Genomic DNA, 21,803 nt, shown 5'->3' with positions numbered 1-21,803 from the left:
CGCATGGGCTCCGGATGAGTTAATACCGGTTCTTAACTAAATATCTGCCGCGCGCTGGGCTGCGGCACGTTCGCGCGCAAGTTGGGCGGCACGAGACATCGCATCTAGGTTGTCGATGCACCAAAGACCATCTACGCAAAGAAAGCGATCACTAAGCACTGCTTCGAGTAAATCCGGAAGACTGGCGGTGAAAAATCCAGCACCTGTGATCGTGGTGGTCGGCTCCAACTCGAGCATTGCTATAGGCACATCTGCGAGACATGGGCCGAAGTGCCCGGCTGGAGGGAATTTTCCTCCGAACTCGGTCCGCAGTCGCTCCTTGCTCATGCTCCTCGTGAGAGTGCTGTATCTCTCTTGTCTTAGCAACCAAAGCGCCTTGATGCCCTCGGCCCGATATTTCTTTTGCCGGGTACGGTAGTCACGCAGCGACTGATATGACCTTTGGATCTCGATAGCCAACTTGGCCTCGCCACGCTCGCCCCAGACATCGGCTTTCCAGCGGCTGGTTTCGCTGCTCCCTGGAACCTCAACCGAGGCTCGGCAACCAAGATCCTCCAAAACGCTGCGCACCAGTATCTTGGCCGCGAGGTGCCACTGGCTTTCTTCGGAAGTGCTGCAGGCACCGCTTAGATGCGCGAAGAAAGGATGGCCATTGGCACTGATCTTGGGGACGGCTGGAGCATTGCAGCATGGCATTAGCAGATCGCCGACGTGATAGTTCCGTTGCAGCCCCAGCCACTGGGCCTGCGACATGCGCAGTGCATTCGCGACGCCAGTGCCATTCGCGTAGGCTGCTTCGATCACCATGACCATCATGCCCCTCGAGATCTGCGTATGTCCGCCCAGTTTAACGACCCCGACGCTGGGCGTCATGGCGACGATTGAAGGTACTGTGCAGGAATAAAAAAAGCCGGCGCCCAGAGGGACGCCGGCATGAACGAGAGTATCAGGCCGCGACGAGTTGCCGGGCCAGGGCGACCTCGATCGAATCGCCGTCCTGGTTGAGCACATCCAGCCCCGATTCCGGGACGTCGCCGGAGGTGCTCTGCGATACCAGGATCTTCTTCGCCATCAGGGCCAAGCACGTCATCTGCGACGTGGCCGCATACCCCAGGTAGATCACCTTCACATGCTGCTTCTGGCCGATCCGCCATGACCGGCGCGCGGCTTGTTGCAACGTGTAGATGTTCCACCCCGACTGCATGAACACAATCGTGGGGAACTCCAGCAAATCCAGGCCGGTTTTCACCAGTTCCGGATTCGTGATGAGGACGTCGATCCCGCGATCGAGCTGCTCGGCAATCCAGTCTTCGCGGCGAGAGGCATCCACGCTTGCGCGCAGTACCGCCACCCGAAAACCCTCTTGCTCCAGCAACATCTTCAAACGGCTGGTGGTATCGCGCGTGCCGGTGTAGACGGAGTACACCAGGGTCTTACGACCCGCGGCTTTCTCCTCGCGGCAGATGTCGATCAGCTCACGCTCTTTCGGCATGATCTCCAGCTCGTTGAACTGGGCCGGTGTGAAGGCCAGGACCTGGCGCGTACGCGGGTGGCGCACGGTTTCTGCCCGGAAGCAGCAGTCGGACCACGCCAACAGCACATTGAGGACTACGCCCAGCAAGGTGGTATCCCGCTTGCGCAGGGCCTCCTTGAGTTCCGCCGTCAGGCTGGCGGCCAGATTGCGGTAGGCGTCGGCCTGCCCGGCATCCATGGCGACCTCCCGGAACTCTTCGTCATACGGCGGCAGCACGCCGCCGATGTCTCTGAGCTTGAGGAAGATCGTGTACGGCAGCACGCAGCGCAGTACGCCTTTCGGCCCGAACCCGGGTGCCTTGACCGTTCTGACGGTGATCTTCGAGCCTTTGGCGGTCTTGTGGGCCGGCCCGTTGCTCTCGGAATAGATGTCCTTGAGGACACCATGGTCCCTCATAAACGCCATGGCAGCGGCATTCATGCTGCCGCTGGCGCTCGGGCGGTAACCATCTTCGATCATCCTCGCGGGCAAGGCCCGGAACAGCAAATGAAAGAGATCGTCTGCATAGCCCCCCATGAGGGTACCGGTTAGCAGTACGGTCTTGCGTGCCTTGGCTGCGATGACGCCCATCGCCTGGCCCTGCGCCGATCCACCCGTTTTGTATTCATGGGCTTCATCTGCGATGAGCAAGTCGAAGGTGCTTTGCGGCAGATACCGCTTCACATATTCCGAGGGCTGATAGCCGCCTTCTCCGAAGCCGAACTCCATTGAGGACATGGCGCGTTCCATGCGCTGCGCCTGCCGGTCGGAAAACACCAACTCCCCGCGCTCGTCCATCAGGTTGATGAAGTTGTGCAGGTTGTCGCCGAGCATCGACGCCAGGAACGAATCGCCGAAGGTCTTCATCAGCTTGTTGGCCGTGGCCTCGCCGATGGTCGGGATTCTCTTCAGCGCACGCAGCACCGCCGAGGACTGATCACTGCCCGACAGGCTACGTGGCCGCATCAGCGTCCAGAGTGCGCCGTCGCAGACATGGCACTTGCGGCGGGTTTCTTCCGCCTCCAGCTCCAGAGCACTGACCGGCTCGCCGTCGAGATCAGTGACCATCGTCCCGCAGTGCGGGCAGGCGCCGACCATGCCGTAACGGGTGCGTTTGCGGACGAAGGCGGGCTTCCAGTGGAATCCCATCCGCATTCTGACCCTGCCGATGATGAAGAACTCCTGCCCTTCGGCCGGCACGTTCAACTGCTCGCGCAGCTTGATCAACTTGAGCAATGTGTCCGGGCCGTTGAGCACCCAGACTTTCGCACCGGCGACGGTTTCGAGGATCTCGCGCCGCCATTTGTAGACTAGATGGGGCGGGCTGAGGACGAGCGTGCGGCGATAGCCTTCCGCGTTGAGCACCGCCCCTAGCGCGATGCCGACGGTGGTTTTTCCCGTCCCCATCTCGCCATTGACGATGGCCGCGCGCTCGCCCTGATTGACGAGCAGTTCGGCGGCCGCATGGACGACCTCGGCCTGGGCGGGGAACAGCTGCCGCTTGAGGCTGGCGAGGACGAGCTGGCGGTTGGCGCGCGGCACACCGTTGTAAACGGGCGGGTTGGCCCGGTTGAGGGAGTCGAGTAACTCATCCCCAAACTCGGTGACGAAATCCTGCAGGCTGAAAGACAGATCGCTTTCGCTGTCCGCAGGGTTGAACAGATCGCCCGTGGCGGGCATGGAAGGTGCGGCGGGGGCCGCTTCGAGTTGCATGGTCATGGTGATGCTCCAAAAAAATGGGGCATGCACCGCCCCCAGGGGCGATGTATGCCCCTGGGGGTGAAGGTGGGTGGACGGCGCGCAGCCGCCCGGAAATCAATACTCGCTGGGTAACAACAGCGTCGTGACGCTGCGGTCCCACTCAGTGATGATCCAGAGTTTCAGATCGGGATCGACCTGGTACGAAGAGAGCAACCGGGCCTCGCCCGATGCCAGCGCGGCATCGTTCGATCGCCGATCGTCCTCGTCGAGGTCGCCCCAGTCGCCGCTGAGGTGGCGGCGAAGGTACGGGCTCGGGTTGAGCCGTCCCTGTTCGACCAGATTGGCCACGCCGACGGTCATGACCGTCGCACCCGGCGAGAAGCGCAGATTGGGGGCCGCGCTGATGGACATTACAGTTGCCATGGTGATAGCTCCTTCGATGAAAGAAAGGGCCATGGCGTCCCCATCGGGGCGACATGACCCCGGTGGGTGGATGAAATGGGCTGGTGCTAGATCGAGGACTGCTCTTCGGGCAGTTGGACCACGGTGGTGCGGTGATCCTCGCTGGTCATCACGATCAGCAGCAGCTGCGGCGTGATCCTGTAGCGAGAGATCATGGGATTGTCCTGGTCGAGTGCCACATCATTGACCTGGCGGGTGGTCTCGTCGACATCGCCCCAATCGCCTCGCACATGGCGCTGCACATAAGGCAAGGGATCGATGAGGCCTTTGCTGGCCAACCAGTGCACCTTCTCGCTCAGCCTCAGCGAACCGAGGGCGAACAACGGACGGGCTTGCGGCTCGCGCCGCGCGAACAAACGCGAAAGCATGGGAGTTCTCCTTCTGGTGGATGAATGAAGCAAGGCGGCGAGCCGCCCGATGCGATCAGTGGATGGTGAGAATCCGGCCGAGGGTGGCCGAGTCCGGGGACAAGTCCCAGGCACGAATCACGGGGACAAACTTGTCGGTGAGGATGCGTGTCTCTGCGATTGAACCGTCATCGCGCTCGCGATATTCGGTGGTCGTCGCCTTCTGCTTGTAGGTGTCGCCTTTCACGGCCAGGGTGCGGCCGTTCTTCGACTGCACGACACCGGAGATCGCGCCGGCCGCGAGGGCCAGTGCCAGGTGCCACTGGGACAATGCGCGCGCCGGGCGGCGCAAGGACTGCTGGGCGGCGCCCAGATGGGTCTCGAACGACGGCCACAGGCCATGCAGGCGCTGCACTTCGTCGGCGAACTGCGCCGGCTCCATGCTCAGACGGTAGAAATGCTCCGGCTCGTGCTGGGCGACAGGGACGGCATACGGAAGCGATGGCCACGCGGGTGGCAGTTCCTCCGCTTCCAGGTCGCCTTGCCCGATCTGCAACAGGCGAGCACGGACGTTCTTGACCTCATCGCCCACCAGCTCGCGCTGGCGGACCCGGCGACCGAACACGACCACCTGCTTGAACTGCGTATCCACCGCTCGGTAGATGCGCAGATCGGCAAAGTGCCGCGTGAGCCAACCGACCAGTTCCTGGTCAAGCACGTAGTGCGGGACGATGAAAACCAAGATGCCGTCGTACTGCAGCAGTTGCAGCGTGCGCTGATAGAACAGCTTTTCCAGCCGTGCGCGGCCCTTGCCGTCGTAGCCGATGTTGCCGTTCGCATCCTTGGACAGATCCCCGTATGGCGGGTTGAGCCACAGCAAACCGAAGCTCTGGCGTGCGATCAAGGTGTCCATGAGGTCGCCCTGGATGCAGTGATCGACGAGCAGACGCGCATGGTTGGCGCGCTCCGGGTCGAACTCCACCGCATAGGCGGTGACCTGGTCACGCCCGAGGGCATGCGCAGCCTCCGCGATGGCGACGCCTTCGCCTGCACAAGGATCGAGAATGCACATCGGCCCGTCGCCGGGCGCCAGTGCGCTGAGCGCTCTTTCGAGCGTGGGCTCGTCGGTCGGAAAATATCCAGCCTTGATGAAGTTGCGGGCGAGCCGCGGGAACATGAGTGCCATAAGAAATCTCCTGTAGCGGGGATGAAGGAAAGCGGGTGCGTGTCGGTCACACGCACCTGCCGTGGGTCAGGCCACCGCTTCCAGCGACCGTTGGGTGGTCGCCGGCTGCGGGAGCGGATGGGCGGTCAGTACGCCCTGGCGGATCAGGCTGCCCAGCGCTTCGGTGAGCGCTGGCACGTCCAGCCCCAGACGAAATCCACGCAGCGGCCCGAGGGCCGTCGGCAGGTCGCGGAGCATGTCGCGGTCTCGCAGCAGTGCCAGCACCGTCCCTTGCCAGTGATCCAGCAAGGGCAGCGGGCACGTCTCCTTGACGAGCAGCCAGAGGCGCGACGTAGGATCGGCCGCCGCGCGCGGCAACAGTGCGAGCGCGCTGGTGGTGGCCTTGTCCGGCCGGATGCAGCGCCGATCGAACAGCCAGAGATTGACGAGCGACCCGAACAGGGTGCGGCGATAGCTGCGGGTCAAGCGCTTTTCCAGACGCTCGACCGAGGGAACGAACACGGGCACGGAGCCGCCCTGGTCGGTGATGAGATGGAACTGGTCCAGTCCATCCTCGTCGCGGCCCAAGGTGAGCCGGGCGAGAAACTGCTGGATCGCGGTGTCCCGCGCCCAGACCGACAGAAAGACCAGATCGCCGTCTTCGCCGCAGACGCAGGCATCGGCCATCACGTCGCCGCATTCGTCGATGCGGTACAGCAGCTGTGGGGATGAAGATGCAGACATGGTGGAGTCCTCAATGAGTGAGGGGCACCACCACCCGCAGGGGCAGTGAATGCCCCGTTAGGGATGAAAGAACGCGGACTACTCAGAGTTCACGTTCGGTGAACGAACCGTCGGCCTGATGCTTGACTACGCGGTTGCCGACATTCCTTTCAGCGTCGTGCTGGACCTCGATGAACAGGCTTTCCGGCACAAGGATCTGAAAATGACGCAAGACCTCACGGTAGTAGTCCAGGTCATGGTTGAACGGATCGCTCTCGTGCAGATTGCTGTACAAGAAGTCGTCGCTCTCGACCTTCATGGTGTCGTCGATCAACTCGGTTGGCTTCTCGATGACCAAGAAGAAGTAGTTCATCGGCCGATCCCAGCCGAGTAGTACGGTGACGGAAAATCCTTTGTGAAATGTGTCGAAGTAGTGCCGACTCATGGTGAAGCTCCTCGATTGAAATAGCCGGGAACCTCCCCATCGGGGCTGCCCCGGCGGGTGGATGAAATGCCGCGGATGCGGCAGGACGATCAGGCAGCCTGCGGTTCGAGTTGCAGGTTCCATTGCTGGGCCGTGGCGTCGAAGGCATAGCCCAACTGGTTGAGCCGCGCGATCTGCAGACGCAGGGTGCGGCGATCGATGGTCGAGTCAAGTTTCACCGACTCTTCCAACGGCCAGAGAATGCCGAACAGCGCCGCGTCGTCGCTCTCGGGACTATCCGAAGCGGCCACGGTGGCGGACGGCGTATCGACGCCGAATGGCGTGGTATCGACCAGCGGGTCCTTCGATGCCTGCACGGGCGCAGGCTCCGGCTTGGACCGGGACTTGGATTTCTCGGCTGTTGCCGGCGTTGTCGCCGGTGGCGTGCCCAGCTCTTCATCGAGCGGATCGACGTCCTGTGCGGCGAAGGCGCGAGCCTCGGCCTTGCTCAGCTTGTCGATGCCCGACAGGGTCATGCCGTCCAGGTTGGCGCGGATTTCAAAGCGCATGCCATCGCCAACCGGATAGGCCTTCGGATAGATGTAGCGGATGACGAACTCACCGTCGTACTTCCCTTCGGGGTACTGCTCCAGTTCCGGGTCTTTCACATGGAACAGTCCAAGGCGGGTCGTGAGGCGACCGACCGTGAACCGACCGTTGCGGCCCGGGATGGTGCGGATGGCGAGTTGGCCGCGGACGATGAGGGGCGGATCGGATTGAACGGCTGCTGTAGCCATGGCATATCTCCTTGTGATGAATGGAACCGTCTTGCGCGGCGCGCAACGGGTCAGGAAGAAAATGGACCCGCCCTGACGGGCGAGGTCCGAGTAGTGGCTCAGGACTTCAACTGGCGCATGCCTTCGGCGAGCATCCAGAGGGCGCGGTTCAGGCGCAGGTTCTGATCGATACCCTGTACAGGGCGGGTACGCTGGCGGCGGCCGTTCGCAGTGCGTCCGGTCAGCCCTCCCTTGACGAGGTTTTCCTGGACGCGGTTGAAGATCGACCAGAGGTCGCTCTTGCGATCGTCCCAGCGTCTGGGAACCAACAACTGACTCTCCGTGACAGGCGCGGGCTTGTCCGGATCGTCGTACTTGAGCGCCAGGGCCGAACGGGCGAAAACGTCGTCCTCCCCAGCCTCCAGCGTGATCGCGCGCATGCTCTCGCGCGCTTCCTGCACCCGCTCGAAGCCTTTCAGGACTTCGTAGGCACCTTCGATGACCTGGCCCGCGACATCGCCCTTGTGAGGCACGCGGATGTCCGCGAACGTGTCGCCGCAGACCAGCCCGTTCTGGCAGACGAATCGAAACTGACCTGCCAGCATCTGATAGCTGCTGGTGCCATCGTGCGAGTTCAACAAGATGATCTCGTTGGCTTCGTCGCCATTGATCTGGCTGGCGTGGCGAAGGCGGATCAGGTGTTTGGTGTACTCGCGGCGGTCCTCGTTGCGGACACGTGTTTGGCACACCATGAAGGGCAGGAATCCCTCCTGACGAAGTTCCGACAGCACGGTGGCCGTCGGGATGTAGCTGTACCGCTGGGAACGGCTTTCGTGCGGTGTTTCCGCAAAGATCGACGGCACCACGGCGCGAATCTGGTCGTCCAACAGAGGACGGTCCGAGCGCAGTACCGGTGAGCGCGGTGCGAAACGGGATGCGAGAGACATGGCATTCTCCTGGGATTGTTATGCAGCCGAATCCGCACGGTGCGGAACGGACTGCGGGGATGAAAAGACGAACGCCCACGCGCCACGTCAGTGGCCTGCAGGCAGGTTGGGGATAAGAAGCAAGACCCCGGAATGGGGCCTTGCGGGGGTGGATCAGAAGGAAGCCGCGAGTGCGGGTTCCTCGGCCTCGGGTGCCGGCACGGGTTCGTCCTGAACGGACTCGGCGGTCGGCGCCTCGACGGTGCCATCGGCGGTATCCGCATCCTCGGTCGCCGCAGCGTCCTCGGAAACGGGCGCCGGTGCGGCGGCCGGAAAGACCTGCTGGCCATCGATCTTGATCAGGCCGATGTGGATCAGCTTGGATTCCAGGCTCGCCGCCGGTTCGCCGGCACGCTCGCCCTTGGTGCGGAGGTACGCATCGGCCTTCATGTCGTTGAGACGGAAGGCGATCAGCACCTTGCGCTCGGCCTCGATGGCCTGTACGCAGCGGCGCACCAGATGCTGGGCGTCCGCAGTGGCGACGATGGTGTTGATGTACCGGTAATCCGGCTCATCGACCGGGCCGGCCAGCGCCCCGATGGAGCACGACAGGAACGGATCGCCATCCTTCGGCGTAACCTCGCGCGGACGGTTGAGATAACCGATACCCCGGGTGATCAGCTCGTACTGCTCGATCTGCGCCAGTTCGGCACGATCGATCAGTTCGGCTTTCAACAGTCGGCCCTTGAGACTGGCCGCCGGCTGATTCTTGCGGTCGCCGCTGGTGCGCATGAAGGCATCGCCCCAGAGATCGCCGATCCGGAACTTGACCAGCGGACGCTGCCTCGGGTCATCGACGCCGATGTAACTCTCGACCAATTTCTTGGCGTCGGCACCGGAGACTTTGACGTCGAAGTAGCGGGTGACGGGGTCTTTGGCGGACCCGACGAGTGCGGCGACAGTGCAAGCCAGGAACGGCTGCGCACGGCGGCCACCACGGACAGGAACCTCCCGGACACGCTGCAAGCGGGCGTAGCCCTCGGTGTGAAGATCGAAGTAGCTCTTCGCGTTGGAAGTCGTATTGGTCATGGTGAATCTCCAATGGGAATGAAGCGGAGACACACCGGACCCGACTGCGCGGGGGGTGCGTAACCCCGCGGTGGGTTGATAAGGCGAATGGACTAGGAAGGTGCATCCACCACCGGCAAGCCGATGGTCGTTCGCACGGAGGGATGCGTTGCGAACTGGCTCGGTCACGCGGCGGGTGCCGCGCCGCAACCTCGAAGACCGATGGTTGCCTGGCATGTCGCTGACAACGTCAGCAAGCATGGGGCAAGCCTCACACCGCGCGGCTTCGCACACCATCGGGAATGAGTACTGTCGCCTGACCGCATTCAATCGCCGCAATAGCAGCCGATGGTCTCTTCGGCAGGGTCGGACAGGTCGTCCTGGCGTTCGGTAAAACAGGCCAGCTAAGTGCGCACTCGCGGCGGAACCGGGGGGCTGAGGCAGGTTCAGTGTTCTGCCGACACGGTCATGAGATATTTCCCAGCAGATAGGCACAGCCCCGGAAGCTGGCGCGAGGCCAGTTTCCGGGGCAAGTGCCGTGGTGGATGAATGCTCCGACAAGGCGGTGCGGAAAGGACGAAATGCCGCCGACGGACTCAGCCGCTTCGCGCAGTCATGCGGATACCGCCCGCGGCTTGCGCCGTGCGGGCTTCTGCACGGTGCTGACGCGAATCTGGCGCCAACTGCCATCGTCGATCAGGCGTTCCAACGTGTTGCCGAGGTCATCGAAGAACACCTCATCCACGCGCTCCACCAGCTCACCGTCGCGGTGCAGTTCCACCGCATAGAGATCGTCGCCTCGTTCGTACAGCACGGTGACGCGCCCCTGGAACTTCGCCGTGACCACGTTGAAACTGATGGCCGGCGGCGTGGCGATGATGTCCTTGGGCAGTGGATCGACCCAAGTGAAGTCGCACGCGCCAGCATCGACCAACAGGTGCGTGATGCGCCGGTAGCCGTCGGGCGCCGGCAGCGTTTCCAACTGCTCGATGAGTTGCTGCAGTTCCAGGCAGCGCGGCTGCGGGACCGGCAGTTTCGCCGGAGCCGAACCGAGCACGAACGTCTGCAGCTTGTAGGGCTGGCCGTCGTGGGTGTACTCGGTGCGTTCCTCGGGGGTATCCGCTCGCAAGCCGTCGAAGCGGCGTCTGGCATAAGGCTCGACCTGTACCTTGGCACCTTCGTCGGGTTCCTCGGTCACGCGCGACCGGTCGAGCACCATGAACTGGGTGCGTCCGGTCTTGACGACAATGGCCTCGTCTGTGCTCGCGATGACCTTGCCTTCAAAAGGCTTGGGATCGATATGGAAGCCCATCGTCGATACCTTGGGCTCACCGTCGAAGATGACGAACTTGAAGCCGCGGGCATTGGACGGCACATGGCCGGAAACCAGCGTCGGGAGTTGTTGACGAATGAGTTGATGGTCCATGGGAAATCTCCAGAAAAAAGGGACTTCCTGGCCACAGGGGGCGGGTTGTCCCAAGTGGGTGGATTGGATGGACGCGGTGCGTCCAGAAGAGGATGAAAGCCAGCACGCGATCGGCATGCCGCGGTCTCGATGGCCTTGACCGCCTGGGATGTTGCCGGCTACGCCAGCGAACATGGCAGCAGGATGGCAGAGCCTGGCCGGCCCGGCCTGCGATAAACCGAACCGGCCTGCACCGCATTCCCGAGGCAGAAAAAAGCCCCTCATCGGAGGGGCTCGGGGGGACATGACTGGTCAGGTGTCCACAGAGGGGGTGTCGTCCTCTTCCTCGAAGACGGTCAGACCGTCCAGCTCGTTGGCATCAGCATCGAATACCAGCACCCTGACGTCAGCCTGTCCGGCCAGCGCCAGTACGTCGGCCAGATCCTCGGGCATGCCCTTGGACAGGTGCTCCCGGCGCAGTTGCTCGGCGGTGATGCCTTCGACGTGCATCAGGTTCTCATCCGTCCAGGGTGTGGCGATCAGCTTGACGCCGATGGCTGGGCTGTACGGGATGCGAAAGGCGACGAACAGGAACCCGCTCGGTGTGGCGATATCCGCCAGTTCGCACAGGTAGCGGCCCGATGCTTCGGTGATGTGGGCCGTGCTGATCTCCCAGGCACGGCTGTAGAAGCCCGTCTCGAACTGCAGATTGCGCACCACCGCTTGGGCATATTCCAGTGTGTAGCTGTCGCCCACATGGATGAAGCCTCTATCGAGGGTTCGGCCATAGATGCTGTGGTACACGGCCTGCACGGCGCCGCTGCCGCCGCACAAGGCATCGAGTTCGGCGGGCACCGTTTGGCCTTCGGTGATCAGCACGAAATCATCGTTGAAGATGCACGCTTGGTACGCCACCTTTTCATCGGGTAGATGAGCCTGCGATGGATGCAGCGGCAGAAAGGTTTGCGGGTGGCGCTCGTCGTAGCTGATGACGGCAAGGCGCCGAATCTCGAAACCGTAGTAGCCGCGGGCGAAAGGATTGGATGAATGGTCCATGGTTTGATTCTCCGGTGAGGGGTGACGCAGGGCCAACCCCCACCGGGGATCGACCCAGTGGGAAAGGAAGTGGTGCCGGCAGGCGGCACCGGTATGGATCAAGCGTCGTATCGCGGCCTGTCAGCTCAACAGCTCGGACAGGCGGTGTTGCAATTGCCGGCGCTGCGTTTCGTCGGTGATGCCGGCGAGCAGGCGTTGTGTTTCCCGGGCGAACAGATTGGCAGCAGCCTCCAGGTTCTGAATCAGAAGGGCTTGCCGGATACGGTTGCCGAGATCGAGCACCTGACCGGAGGCACCGAAGACCGAGAACTCGCGGCTGATGAAAGAACCGTCACCGCCGAAGTTGAAGAGGCGTGGTTTGCTGCAATACCAGCAACCCTCGAAGCGAATCTCCTTGAGGCCGTGACCATCGTCGAGTCGCGTGGCGATCAGGAACAGCGCGTCGAGATCCGAGTCATCCTCGAAACGATGGTGTTCGATCAGGTGCTGCAGATCTTCGTCCTGGTCGGTGCCGAAATGCCTGGAAAGCACGGCCAGAACGTCGTCCATCGTGGGAGGGCCCTCGCTGGGCACGGACAGCCCCAGCGACTGGGCCAGTGCAACGAGGTCTTCGCAGACATCGTCCCAATGCGCGCCGCTGTCTTCGGCAATCTGGGCGATGTAGACCTCGCCGTTGCCGGGGTATGAGGCATCCAGCTTCAAACCGCCGAACAGCGCGGTAATCACCGGGGTGACTTGGTCGAGAACGAGGACGCCGGTGGCGTCGTAGTAGTTGTTTGCCATGGGGGTGGCTCCTGGTTGGTGATGCGGAGCCAGCCCCTGCGGACATGGCATCCGCGGGGATGAACCCGAAACCGTGGCTTCGGGCAATGGTGGGAAAAGCGCTATTCGCCGAAGTCGGTGGGGTCGCCCAGAGACTTCAGCAGTTCGATCAGGCCGCAGTTGGCCAGGACGTAGAGCGCGTTGTAGTCGTCGCCCGTCGGTGCCTGCTCGCTGGTGTTGATCCGGGCATCCAGATCGAGGACGTTCTGCCGCACCCGGCGGGCGATCGCCAGCGGTTCGGGTGCGTCATCCAGGACGGGCTCGCCCAGTGCGGCAAGCACAACCCGTGGTGACAGCGCGTCCGGCAAGGACTCGAACACCGTGGGGGTGTTGCTGCGGCACAGGGCTTCGGCTTCGGAGTTGCCGATGTCGAAGCAGACGATTTCGTCGTCGGCCGCGCCTTCGGTGTCGTAGTCCACTACCGCGAATGGCGGCAGCGGGAGATGATCGGGCCAGTCCTGCACGACGATGGCCTGCACCAGGCCTCCTTCGAGGACGACGGCAAAGGATGGATTTCGGGACATGGGTCGCTCCTGTGGGAAGAATGGAGGGACACCGCCCCGAAGGGACGGATGTCCCTCGCTGGGGGTTGAGAAAATGGCGGTGGTCGGTCGTTCGGACCTACCAGCCGCTGTAGTTGAGTACCAGATCGGCGATCACCTGACGCCGCTCCAGATCCAGGCCACCGAGGTCGGAAAGCCCCTCGAAGCCGCAGCGCTTGAGCATCGCGGCGCCCTCGCGCGAGTTGTAGAAGCTCACCATCGCGGACAGGAACATGCGCTGTCCGCCGCTCAAAACGCCCAGGGCGTCGTTGAGTTCCAGCAGGTTCGGACGCAAGTCCCACTTGCTGGCGGCACGGCGCAGGCCTTCGCGGGTGCCATCGCCAAACCACTCGGGCCCGGCGATTTCCGCACCGCGTTTCCAAGCCTCGAAAAAGGCCTCGGGCGCACGCTCGAAATGGCGCGTTTCACGCATGATCTGATCGACGACGTCGGTTGGTAGAAGCTGATTCATGACGGTCTCCTCATGGATGGGGATCAAGGGGTGGGCAGCTGGGTCCAGCCGCCTCGGTCGAGGGCTCGCTGGGCTGCCGCCGAACTGCGGAAGTACTCGGCCGACTCGCGGGAGACGGGGCCTTCGATGTCGCGCGTACCGATGTAGTGGCCGGCGGCGCTGTGAAGCACTTCGAGGGGTAGGTGTTTGCCTGCGTAGATCAGGGCCAAGTGGCCGAACGAGCTTTGCTGGAACATGGACGGACTCCTTTAAGAAGCGAGGCGGCCCTGCCCCTGACGGGATGGCAGCTCCCGCTGGCGGTGGATGAATCGGCATCGGCACCATGAAGGCGCGCGTCCGCGGACTCGATGCGATGGCGGACTGGTGTGGGTCGCACGGGAGGGAAATCCCGCGGCAGCCTGAAACCCTGGCTGCTGGCATGGTGCTGACCAGGTCAGCGACACATGCAGGCAGATTCAGCCAGCGCCGCGCCGGCGTCATGCGCAAATGGGAATCCGAGGCGTCCCGATTGATGGACGAAAAAAACCCCGCAATCGCGGGGCTGTGGAGGCTCGGGAAGCCTTGGGGATCAGGACGATTCGCCGCCCAGGACATGCTGCTTCCACAAGGCGAAAGCCTCGTCTGGTGGCAGCTCGGCCAGAATGACGATGGGTGTTTCCTGCCGTGCGCGCAGCGCCGCGAAGTACCCGGCGCGGTCGGCGATGGCCTTGAGCTTGATGCCTTTCAGGAACAGCAGCTTGCCGTCCCTGATGAACAGCACCTTGTTGGCGATGTCGCGGGTGTAGGCGGTGCGCAGCTTGCGCTCGGCATGCTGTGCTTCAGCCAGATGATCGACCAGGTAGTCGAGCGTGATGTCGATGACCAGCGGGTCGTCGTCCTCGCCGGAGATGCCACCTTTCAGCATGTCGGGGGGCAGGCTCCTGGCGAAGGCTTCGGCCTCGGCCAGCCGTGCAGCCTGACCGCCGAGTGCGCGGATGAAGGTGGAACCGCCGTGCCCGTCGTTGCGGGCATCGGCAATGGCAACGCCATCGAACAGGACGGTGGCAGTGAAGCACAGCGTCTCTTCGCTGGCGAAATCCGCGACCTTGAGGTGTTTCAGGGTGATGCGGTCTTGCGTGATGATGGTTTCCATGGACATTCCTTGAGATCAGTCGGGAAACGCCACGCCCCTGCGGGACGAAGCGCTCATCCCGTAGGTTGGAGAAAGAGGCATCGATGCCCGCATGGGCAGCGTTCGCCCGAGCGATGCGACGGCGAACTGGCGGGTGGCATGGAGCAAGCTCCACGGCAGCCTGAAACCCTGGCTGCTGGCGAAGCCGACAATGTCGGCAACAGCGGATGCCAGCATCGGTTCTGGTACTGTCCGCGTCATCCGGAAACGGGAAATCAGCACAGCCGGATTCGCCCGCACCCGGTAGCGAGAACCGGTTTTTCGTCGGCCCACAAGAAGAAAAAACGCCCCCGAAATCGGGGGCGTGGAGAGATGGCACCGATCAGGCAGTGACCGCCTGCAATTTGCCGGTGTCATCGAAGACCAGGCGCACGGTGGCGCCGGCCAGCTTGGGTTGCACGCCATGGCGCAGCGCGTACGGCAGCAGCGCCTGGACCACGCGATCGGCTGATGACGAGCAGCCTACGGCGATGAAGGTTTCGATCAGGAGTGCGTCCTCGTCTTCACGATCCTCACCGTAGCGATCGTCGAACACATAGTCGCAGACCAGCCCGGTTCTGGCCCCCGCCGAGGGGGTCAGGTAGAGCGTGTATCCCTTGCGCACGGCCTCCACTGCGTACTCCACCGTCCCGAGATGGCCCTCCAGCCCGACATGCAGGGTATCGACCAATTCCAGCTCCACCTCGTAGTCGGCAAGTCCGGGATTGACCTCTCGATGCAAGGTGGTGCCGGTTCTGATGCGCACCTGCTCAGGGCTGACGACCTTGATCAGACGCTTGAGCCAGTGGCCGTCATCCAGACCGGGCTCGTCGAGTACATACGCTTTGGCCGCTTCCAGGTAGATCTCGGCGGTCGGCGCGGTTTCGTCGTCGGGCTCGATCTGCCAGACACCAAGCACTTCCAGGGCCTGTTGGGCGATCACGCCATTTCCGCCCAGATAACGCCGCCAGTATTGACGATAGCCGGCCGGCTCTTCGTCCCAGTCCCGGAACCAGGACAGAGGAACGAAGGGCACGTCGTTGAGCAGATCGGCGTTCGACGAGTTGAGGCAGACATGCGCGTAGTGCGTGACGAAGTCGCTGGCGGCAAGCGCCTGCTTCTTCTCGATCAGTGCCTCGCGGTAGGCCTGATCGACCGCAGCCTGGATACGTGGATGATCTTCCGTCTCGTTCAGCAGGTGCTGCCGATCCGGGAGCTTCGCCAGCGTGTTGTCAGGCAGCAGGACGACCTGGCGTTCCTGGCTCGTGGGCAGCCTGTCGATAGGTCGTCCGCCGATGGGCAGTCCCTGAAGAAAGCAGCGCCACTGCGTGCGCGTACCGGACAGATTGATCAAGACCTTGCCCATGGACGTCTCGCGCCAGTGCAGATCGGGCTTCGCCAACGGGCGTGGCACTTCAGCGCCGTTGAGCCAGACCGGCACCGGAAAGGCTTCGCACAGACGCTGGAGCTCGTGCTCCACCCAGGTGGGCAGATCCTGCCCGGCCTGCACCGGCTTGACGCCTTCGAGGTGGATGGCGGTGCCCTCCAGATGGGAGCCTGCGATGTCTTCCTCGATCGGCTCGCCGGCAATGATCTCGGCGGTTCGCGCGCTGAACAGTTTGTCGCGCGAATGCACCGTCAGAGTCTTGGCGAAGTACAAGGTCGAGAGCACACCGAGGCCGAAGGCGTTCTCGCGCGCCTTGAGTTGCTTGTCCCAGCCGGATTCGGCGATGAAGATCAAGGTCTGCAGGTCGCTAATGCCGATGCCATCGTCGGTGATGGTCAGGCTGTCCTGGTTCACCGTGATGTGGATCGCGCTGGCCTGGGCGCGGCGGGCGTTCTGTAACAGTTCGCCCAGCATCGAGCCCTGGTTGAACGCATGGCGCAGATTGGCGATGAGGCTGTGCTGGTTGGTCTTGAGACGAAGGGTTCTCATGAGATGACTCCTTGGATAATGGTTTGCACCGGACAGGCACAGCGCTGCCCGGTGCGACGGGGCACTGAACAGGCGGATGCCGGTGGGAAGGGGAATGGGCCGGTCGGCCCGAGGGAGAAGCAGCATCGACGCCCGGAATGGGCGCGTGTCCGCGGCACGATGCGATGCGGACAAGGACGGTCGGCGCGGAGGGTCCGCGACGCAGCCTGCACGACCCTGGCTGCTGGCAACGGCTGACGAATCAGCGATGCAGGCCCGACAATGCGCCTGCCGTTGCGTGGTGTCGCTGATCAATGCGCAGTCGTGCGCCCCGCGTTGTCCAGAGTCTGCAGCAGGCGCCGGCCCAGCCAGGCCATGCACGGCACCGCCATCGAATTGCCAATCGCCTTGTAGCGCGGCGCCTCGGCGGCCGGCTTGTGGTTGAGGATTCGTTCGGGTGTCTCCTGTTCGTGTGACCGAGGCAGAATTGCCGGGTCGTCATGGCGGATGCGCAGGAGAAAACACGCCGAAGGCTGGCCGCCTTCGGCTTGGAGGAGGAAACCACCCGTGTACTGGTTCAGGTTGCGGTCGTCGGTGGAACCGTTCGCTGTCTCAGCATTCACCCGGCCCTTGTCGTGGTTGGGGCCGGCATCGTCTGGCGCACATCCGCGCACAAAGGGAGCCCGTTCTTTTCACCGGTGGGCGCCGGTGTCGAATACCGCCAACCCTGAAGGGTCTCCTGATGCCTCGACCCCCATGGCAGGCAAGGCATCAGGAGACCCTTCGCAGCGGGCGGGACTGTTACTGATCGAGGGAATACGCGGTGCGTGATTCGAGGAAAAAAGGCCTTCTCGCCCCTCGCAAGGGGCGCGCACACCGCAACAGAAGGTATCGCGTGCTGGGAGCCTCGCAGGGCTGCGGGGCGGTGGTCACGTTGCCGGGGGTGGTCAACGCGACGACGGGTTCTCTGTCTTTCAGGAGGCCTTCGGGCCACCGCGGCGCTTGCGCGGCGCGGCACGCTTGCCCGATTCGATGGGCAGCGTTCCCTTGCAGTCGGGGTATTTCGCGCAGGACCAGAATGGACCGCTCTTGCCGCTGCGCTGGCGCGTGGCACCGCCACACTGCGGGCATGCTGGCCCCTCGGGAATCTTGATGGACAGCGAGGTGCCACGGTACTGCGCAATCAACTGCGTGACCCAGGCCGCCTGCTTGTCGATGAAGGTATCGAGCGCGAGCTGTCCGGTTTCGATCATGTCGAGCGCCTGTTCCCACACCGCGGTTGTGCCGGGATCGGCGATCGCGGCGGGCACGGTGTCGATGAGCGTGAAGGCGGCATCCGAGGCGCGGATGGCCCGTCCTTTCTTGATCAGGTAGCCACGGTTCAGCAGGCCGCCGATGATATTGGCGCGGGTCGCTTCGGTGCCGATGCCCACGGAATCTTTCAGCTTCTGTTTCAGGCGTGGGTCTGACACCAGTTTGGCGACGCTTTTCATCGCCTTGACCAACTCACCTTGGGTGTACGGGCGCGGCGGCAGCGTCTTGAGCGCCTTCAGATCGACCCCAGCCACCTGGCACGCCAGCCCTTGGTGTAGCGCTGGCAGCACCTGGCTGCGGGGTGCGGCGTCATCGCCGGCATCGTCGGGTTGCGGCTCGGCCAGTACCAGGCGCCAACCCGGCACGACTACGTGCTTGCCCACGGCCTGCAATGTCTGGTCGCCGCAAGAGAACCTTGCTGTCGTGCGGTCGAACTCGTGCGGCGGAAGAAATTGCGCCAGGTAGTGGGCGCGGATCAGGCGGTAGACGGCCAGTTCCTTCTCGCTCATCGCCGACAGGTTGGCGGGTTCGAGCGTGGGGATGATGCCGTGGTGGGCCGATACCTTGGCGTCGTTCCAGGCGCGCGAGTGCTGGGTGCGGTCGAGCTGGTCGATGATCGGGCGCAGGCTCGGATCGGTCTTGAGCAGACTGTCGAGCACCGTGGGCGCTTCGGCATGCATGCTTTCGGGAAGATAGCCGGAGTCGCTACGTGGATAGGTGGTGGCCTTGTGCGTCTCGTACAGGGATTGGGCGATCTCTAGCGTCTCCTGGACATCGAGGCCGAACTGCTTGGAACACACTTCCTGCAAGGTGCCGAGATCAAACGGCAATGGCGCGCCTTCGCGCATGCGTTCGGTCTCGACCGATACCATCTGAGCAGCGCCAGCGGCGCGGATGCGCTGCACCGCCTGCTGCGCAACAGGCTCCTGCAGGCAACGGCCTGCATCGTCGGTACTGGCCGATGGCGGCAGCCACTGCGCGGTGAATGTCTGGCCTGTGCAGGACAGCGCCACTTCGATGGACCAGAACGGGACGGAGACGAAGGCCGCGATTTCACGATCGCGATCGACCACCAGTCTGAGCGTGGGGGTCTGCACGCGTCCGACCGACAGCACGCCGTCATAGCCGGCCCGGCGCCCCAGGAGGGTGAACAGGCGGCTCAGGTTCATCCCCACCAGCCAGTCCGCTCTGGAGCGCGCCAGCGCCGAGTGATACATGGGCAGCGTGTCGCCCGAAGGCTTCAGCTTGCCGAGCGCGGCATGGATCGAGGCGTCGTTCAGTGCTGACAACCACAGCCGTTGAATGGGGCCGCGATAGCCACAGAGATCGATGATCTCGCGCGCAATCAGTTCGCCTTCGCGATCGGCGTCGGTGGCGATGACCAGTCCGGTCGCCTTGCTCAGAAGGTCTTTGACGACCTTGAATTGCGCTGCGGTCTTGGGTTTGACCTCAACCCGCCAGTGCTGGGGAATAATGGGAAGTTGCTCGATCGTCCAGCGCTTGAGCTGTTCGTCATAGGCTTCCGGCGGCGCGGCTTCGACAAGGTGGCCAATGCACCACGTCACGACAACGCCGGGGCCGTTGAGGCAACCATTGCCGCGCTGCCTTGCGCCCAACAGGCGCCCGATGTCCTTGCCTTGCGAAGGTTTTTCGCAGAGAAATAGCCGCATGCCTGTCCATCCAAATCACATTGCCGATGTATCTGGGCAGCAGCATGTCTGGATGTTGCGAACCTCACCGCAAACAAGAGGAATGTGCAGGCACCCGCTTTGATCACGGAAACGGCGGCATATCCGACCGGGGGCGTTGGGCGTGCGAAGTGTTGATGTGTACTGGAGCTTCTTGCGCTGGGCGCGCGAAAACGCGGTGGATGTTGGTGGAACCTCGCTTCCCGAAGACAGGAAGACGGAGCGAGCCTCGGTAGGCTCGCCCCTGGAGATGCGCCTACTCCGACGGTGGCGGCTGCTCCGCTGATGTCGGCTTCGGGCTGAGCGTGACCGACTCGATCCGGTACGGCAGGATGCCGACGCTGCGCGCATTGATCTGCCAGGTCTCGCGCGGCTTCTCATCCTTGTCCTCCCAGGGTTCGCGCTCCATGCGGCCGATGACCAGAACGCGCATGCCTTTCTGGTACAGATCCTTCCAGTGCTCGGCATCGCGGTGCCAGATTTCGACCGGCGCCCAGAAGCCACCACGGTCCTCGAAGGTGCCGTCCTTCTTGGGCACCGGGTTGTCGAAATAGACGTTCAGGCGCAGCAGGCGACTGGGTTCGTCGTTGCCATTCGGGAACTCGCGGTACTCGGGCGGCGAGCCGATGTTGCCTTCTCCAGAAAAATGCGTGCTCATGTTGTGATCTCCGTGGTGGTTGAAATGCCCGTGCCAAGCCGGCCCCGGGCGCGTGCTGGGATGCCTGGCGCAATCACCGATCGTGCATTGCGGCGGGAATGGATTTGAGCCGGCGCAGATAAGCGTCCTCGGCCTGGGCCATCTTGCCGGCGCAGTCCTGGGCCTGCCGGCCGAGGGTATGCAGCAGACTGATCTGCATGTTCAACGCGATGCGCTGCTGTTCCAGCGCGAGCAGATCCTCCAGCAGATTCACCGGCGTGGCCGTGGAGGCCATGACCTCCTGCCAGAGGGCGACGCCCATCGCCGAGCGGTCGTGCTTGCGCCAGCGCAGAAAGGTCGTGCCTGCGCCGGTACGCTGCTGGGCCAGTTCAATGGACAGCAGACGGAAGGGATAGCCTCGCGCCTGCGCCAGCACGCGCCGCTGCGCCAGGTCAATCAACTCATCCCTGAGCGCGTGACACCGGTTGACCCAGTCTTCGAGATCCCCTTTACCCTTAAAAGCCCTTAAAAGGCCTTTTAGATAGCCCGCCTGTTCCAACTGGATGAAGTCCGCCTGTTCCAGGGGCTGGAAGTGCCGGCGTTGGTTCGGTTCGCGTACTGTCATGCTGACTCACCCTCGTCGGATGAGGCTGCTTCGGCGGGGTCTGCCGCAGCATCCGGCTCGCTGGCTGGTTCGGTTTCGGGGGCGGTGCGCTGCTGCAGGCCACGGCGTGCGATCGGCGGCGCGAAGCGGCTGCGCCGGGTACCTTCGAGCACGTCCTGGGGCAATTCACCGTACTTTTCCAGCGCCGCCCGTGCTGCGGCATTCTTCGCCGCGAAGTCGTCGCGCGTGGTGCCGGAATACCGGTACTGCTGCGCCAGCGAGAACAGGCTGCGCAATGAGTGCGCGCCGTCGTTGAGCCAGCGTTCGAGTGTCGAGCGATCGATCAGCGCGGTGTGGTGGGCCAGGATCAGACGTCGGGCAAGATCGTCGTAGTCCGCCAGCAGATACACCGCCATGAAGCCCAACTGCGAGGACACGAACAGCGGCAGCTTGACCGGCTGGACGTTGAGGTTCTCGCCCAGGCTCAACGCAGGCGGCACGCCGGCCAGTGCCTGGTCTACTTGCTGACGCAGGGTCTGGAGCTGTTCCTTGGTGGTGGATAGCTTGTCCTCGATGCGCAGCATCCACCAGTCCGAATAGGGGTCGTCCTGTTCGGCACCGCGCTTGAGCTTGTTCATGATGGAGACAAAGCCGTTGAGGCCGATGATGCCGGGCCTGCCTTCGGCCGGGGCGCGGCCATGCCAGATGCGGGACGCATGGTGGGTGTGCAGGGTCAGGGACATCGCGCTGCGCAGCGATCCCAGGTTCAACTGAAGGGATTCGGTGGCATTGTTCTCTTGGGCCATGGTGACGACTCTCGGTGATGAATGAGTCGTCAGCATCCGGGTTGGCCGGAAGGCCGTCAGTCATCAAACCGAACCCGCCGCTTGCCTGATTTGTCGGAGCGGCCAGCCGCGCGCATCGTTCGGAAGCACCGTTGCGATGCCGCACCGGAAGGCTGCGTGTTGCGCTATACCCGGGGTATAGGCGTCCATGGCGCTCAGTGGATGCTGCCGGGGGAGCACGGTGTGGATCAGGGCCGCTGCGGGCGGAAGGCGGTGTGTTCCGCTATACCCGGGGTATAGGCGACGGT

The 21,803-nt window shown here is 63.3% G+C and carries 23 protein-coding genes; all 23 read right to left on the bottom strand.

Translation table 11 applies throughout. The features are described 5' to 3' along the window. Positions 1–36 precede the first annotated feature (36 nt). A complete protein-coding gene (locus KVY02_RS12015) occupies positions 37–816 on the bottom strand; it encodes a competence protein CoiA (RefSeq protein WP_232068225.1) in 780 nt (259 codons plus the stop codon). 130 nt (positions 817–946) lie between these two features. Next, a complete protein-coding gene (locus tag KVY02_RS12010) occupies positions 947–3,232 on the bottom strand; it encodes a helicase-related protein (protein WP_165794830.1) in 2,286 nt (761 codons plus the stop codon). A gap of 96 nt (positions 3,233–3,328) precedes the next feature. Beyond that, positions 3,329–3,637, bottom strand: coding sequence for a hypothetical protein (locus tag KVY02_RS12005; RefSeq protein WP_106763505.1), 309 nt, complete (start codon positions 3,635–3,637; stop codon positions 3,329–3,331). An 86-nt stretch (positions 3,638–3,723) separates the two neighbouring features. After that, the gene (locus KVY02_RS12000) at positions 3,724–4,044 is read right to left on the bottom strand and encodes a hypothetical protein (RefSeq protein WP_015879475.1); all 321 of its coding nucleotides are present in this window, start codon (positions 4,042–4,044) and stop codon (positions 3,724–3,726) included. 55 nt (positions 4,045–4,099) lie between these two features. After that, complete coding sequence (locus tag KVY02_RS11995; protein ID WP_058167133.1) at positions 4,100–5,209, bottom strand: DUF6094 domain-containing protein; 1,110 nt, start codon at positions 5,207–5,209, stop codon at positions 4,100–4,102. 66 nt (positions 5,210–5,275) lie between these two features. Continuing rightward, positions 5,276–5,932, bottom strand: a complete 657-nt coding sequence (locus tag KVY02_RS11990) for a hypothetical protein (protein ID WP_106763503.1) — start codon at positions 5,930–5,932, stop codon at positions 5,276–5,278. Between the two features lie 82 nt (positions 5,933–6,014). Beyond that, entirely contained in the window at positions 6,015–6,356 is a 342-nt protein-coding gene (locus tag KVY02_RS11985) for a hypothetical protein (protein WP_106763501.1), read from the bottom strand. 89 nt (positions 6,357–6,445) lie between these two features. Next, the gene (locus KVY02_RS11980; protein WP_058167136.1) at positions 6,446–7,132 is read right to left on the bottom strand and encodes a DUF3275 family protein; all 687 of its coding nucleotides are present in this window, start codon (positions 7,130–7,132) and stop codon (positions 6,446–6,448) included. Between the two features lie 98 nt (positions 7,133–7,230). After that, complete coding sequence (locus KVY02_RS11975) at positions 7,231–8,058, bottom strand: DUF932 domain-containing protein (protein WP_003296474.1); 828 nt, start codon at positions 8,056–8,058, stop codon at positions 7,231–7,233. A 153-nt stretch (positions 8,059–8,211) separates the two neighbouring features. Continuing rightward, positions 8,212–9,126 carry a DUF3577 domain-containing protein gene (locus KVY02_RS11970; protein ID WP_033947817.1) on the bottom strand — a complete coding sequence of 305 codons (915 nt, stop codon included), beginning with the start codon at positions 9,124–9,126 and terminating at the stop codon, positions 8,212–8,214. A 592-nt stretch (positions 9,127–9,718) separates the two neighbouring features. After that, positions 9,719–10,531: a hypothetical protein gene (locus KVY02_RS11965; RefSeq protein WP_003296462.1), complete on the bottom strand. Its 813-nt coding sequence runs from the start codon at positions 10,529–10,531 to the stop codon at positions 9,719–9,721. Between the two features lie 291 nt (positions 10,532–10,822). Beyond that, positions 10,823–11,566: a DUF5983 family protein gene (locus KVY02_RS11960; protein WP_058167137.1), complete on the bottom strand. Its 744-nt coding sequence runs from the start codon at positions 11,564–11,566 to the stop codon at positions 10,823–10,825. 120 nt (positions 11,567–11,686) lie between these two features. Continuing rightward, positions 11,687–12,349: a hypothetical protein gene (locus KVY02_RS11955; protein ID WP_058167138.1), complete on the bottom strand. Its 663-nt coding sequence runs from the start codon at positions 12,347–12,349 to the stop codon at positions 11,687–11,689. Between the two features lie 101 nt (positions 12,350–12,450). Then, positions 12,451–12,912 (bottom strand): hypothetical protein, encoded by a 462-nt coding sequence (locus KVY02_RS11950; RefSeq protein WP_058167139.1) that lies wholly within the window; start codon positions 12,910–12,912, stop codon positions 12,451–12,453. Positions 12,913–13,009: 97 nt separating this feature from the next. Continuing rightward, entirely contained in the window at positions 13,010–13,402 is a 393-nt protein-coding gene (locus KVY02_RS11945) for a hypothetical protein (RefSeq protein WP_003296459.1), read from the bottom strand. Positions 13,403–13,425: 23 nt separating this feature from the next. Beyond that, positions 13,426–13,638: a hypothetical protein gene (locus tag KVY02_RS11940; RefSeq protein ID WP_106763498.1), complete on the bottom strand. Its 213-nt coding sequence runs from the start codon at positions 13,636–13,638 to the stop codon at positions 13,426–13,428. Between the two features lie 332 nt (positions 13,639–13,970). Next, a complete protein-coding gene (locus KVY02_RS11935) occupies positions 13,971–14,534 on the bottom strand; it encodes a hypothetical protein (protein WP_106763496.1) in 564 nt (187 codons plus the stop codon). A gap of 361 nt (positions 14,535–14,895) precedes the next feature. Continuing rightward, the gene (locus KVY02_RS11930) at positions 14,896–16,488 is read right to left on the bottom strand and encodes an ATP-binding protein (RefSeq protein WP_106763493.1); all 1,593 of its coding nucleotides are present in this window, start codon (positions 16,486–16,488) and stop codon (positions 14,896–14,898) included. 290 nt (positions 16,489–16,778) lie between these two features. After that, positions 16,779–17,090, bottom strand: coding sequence for a hypothetical protein (locus KVY02_RS11925; protein WP_003296454.1), 312 nt, complete (start codon positions 17,088–17,090; stop codon positions 16,779–16,781). 351 nt (positions 17,091–17,441) lie between these two features. Beyond that, the gene (locus KVY02_RS11920) at positions 17,442–19,451 is read right to left on the bottom strand and encodes a DNA topoisomerase III (protein WP_106763491.1); all 2,010 of its coding nucleotides are present in this window, start codon (positions 19,449–19,451) and stop codon (positions 17,442–17,444) included. A gap of 274 nt (positions 19,452–19,725) precedes the next feature. Beyond that, positions 19,726–20,127 carry a single-stranded DNA-binding protein gene (locus KVY02_RS11915; protein WP_003296452.1) on the bottom strand — a complete coding sequence of 134 codons (402 nt, stop codon included), beginning with the start codon at positions 20,125–20,127 and terminating at the stop codon, positions 19,726–19,728. A gap of 73 nt (positions 20,128–20,200) precedes the next feature. Further along, entirely contained in the window at positions 20,201–20,731 is a 531-nt protein-coding gene (locus KVY02_RS11910; RefSeq protein ID WP_015879464.1) for a DUF3158 family protein, read from the bottom strand. Next, positions 20,728–21,516: a PFL_4669 family integrating conjugative element protein gene (locus KVY02_RS11905; protein WP_003296450.1), complete on the bottom strand. Its 789-nt coding sequence runs from the start codon at positions 21,514–21,516 to the stop codon at positions 20,728–20,730. The genes KVY02_RS11910 and KVY02_RS11905 overlap by 4 nt, the downstream gene beginning before the upstream one ends. Positions 21,517–21,803: the final 287 nt, after the last annotated feature.

It is taken from the genome of Halomonas sp. 18071143 (assembly GCF_019211725.1).
Taxonomy (GTDB): Bacteria; Pseudomonadota; Gammaproteobacteria; order Pseudomonadales; family Halomonadaceae; genus Vreelandella; species Vreelandella stevensii.
Note: the sequence above shows the minus strand (reverse complement) of the source record. Positions and strands in the feature narration are given on the sequence as shown.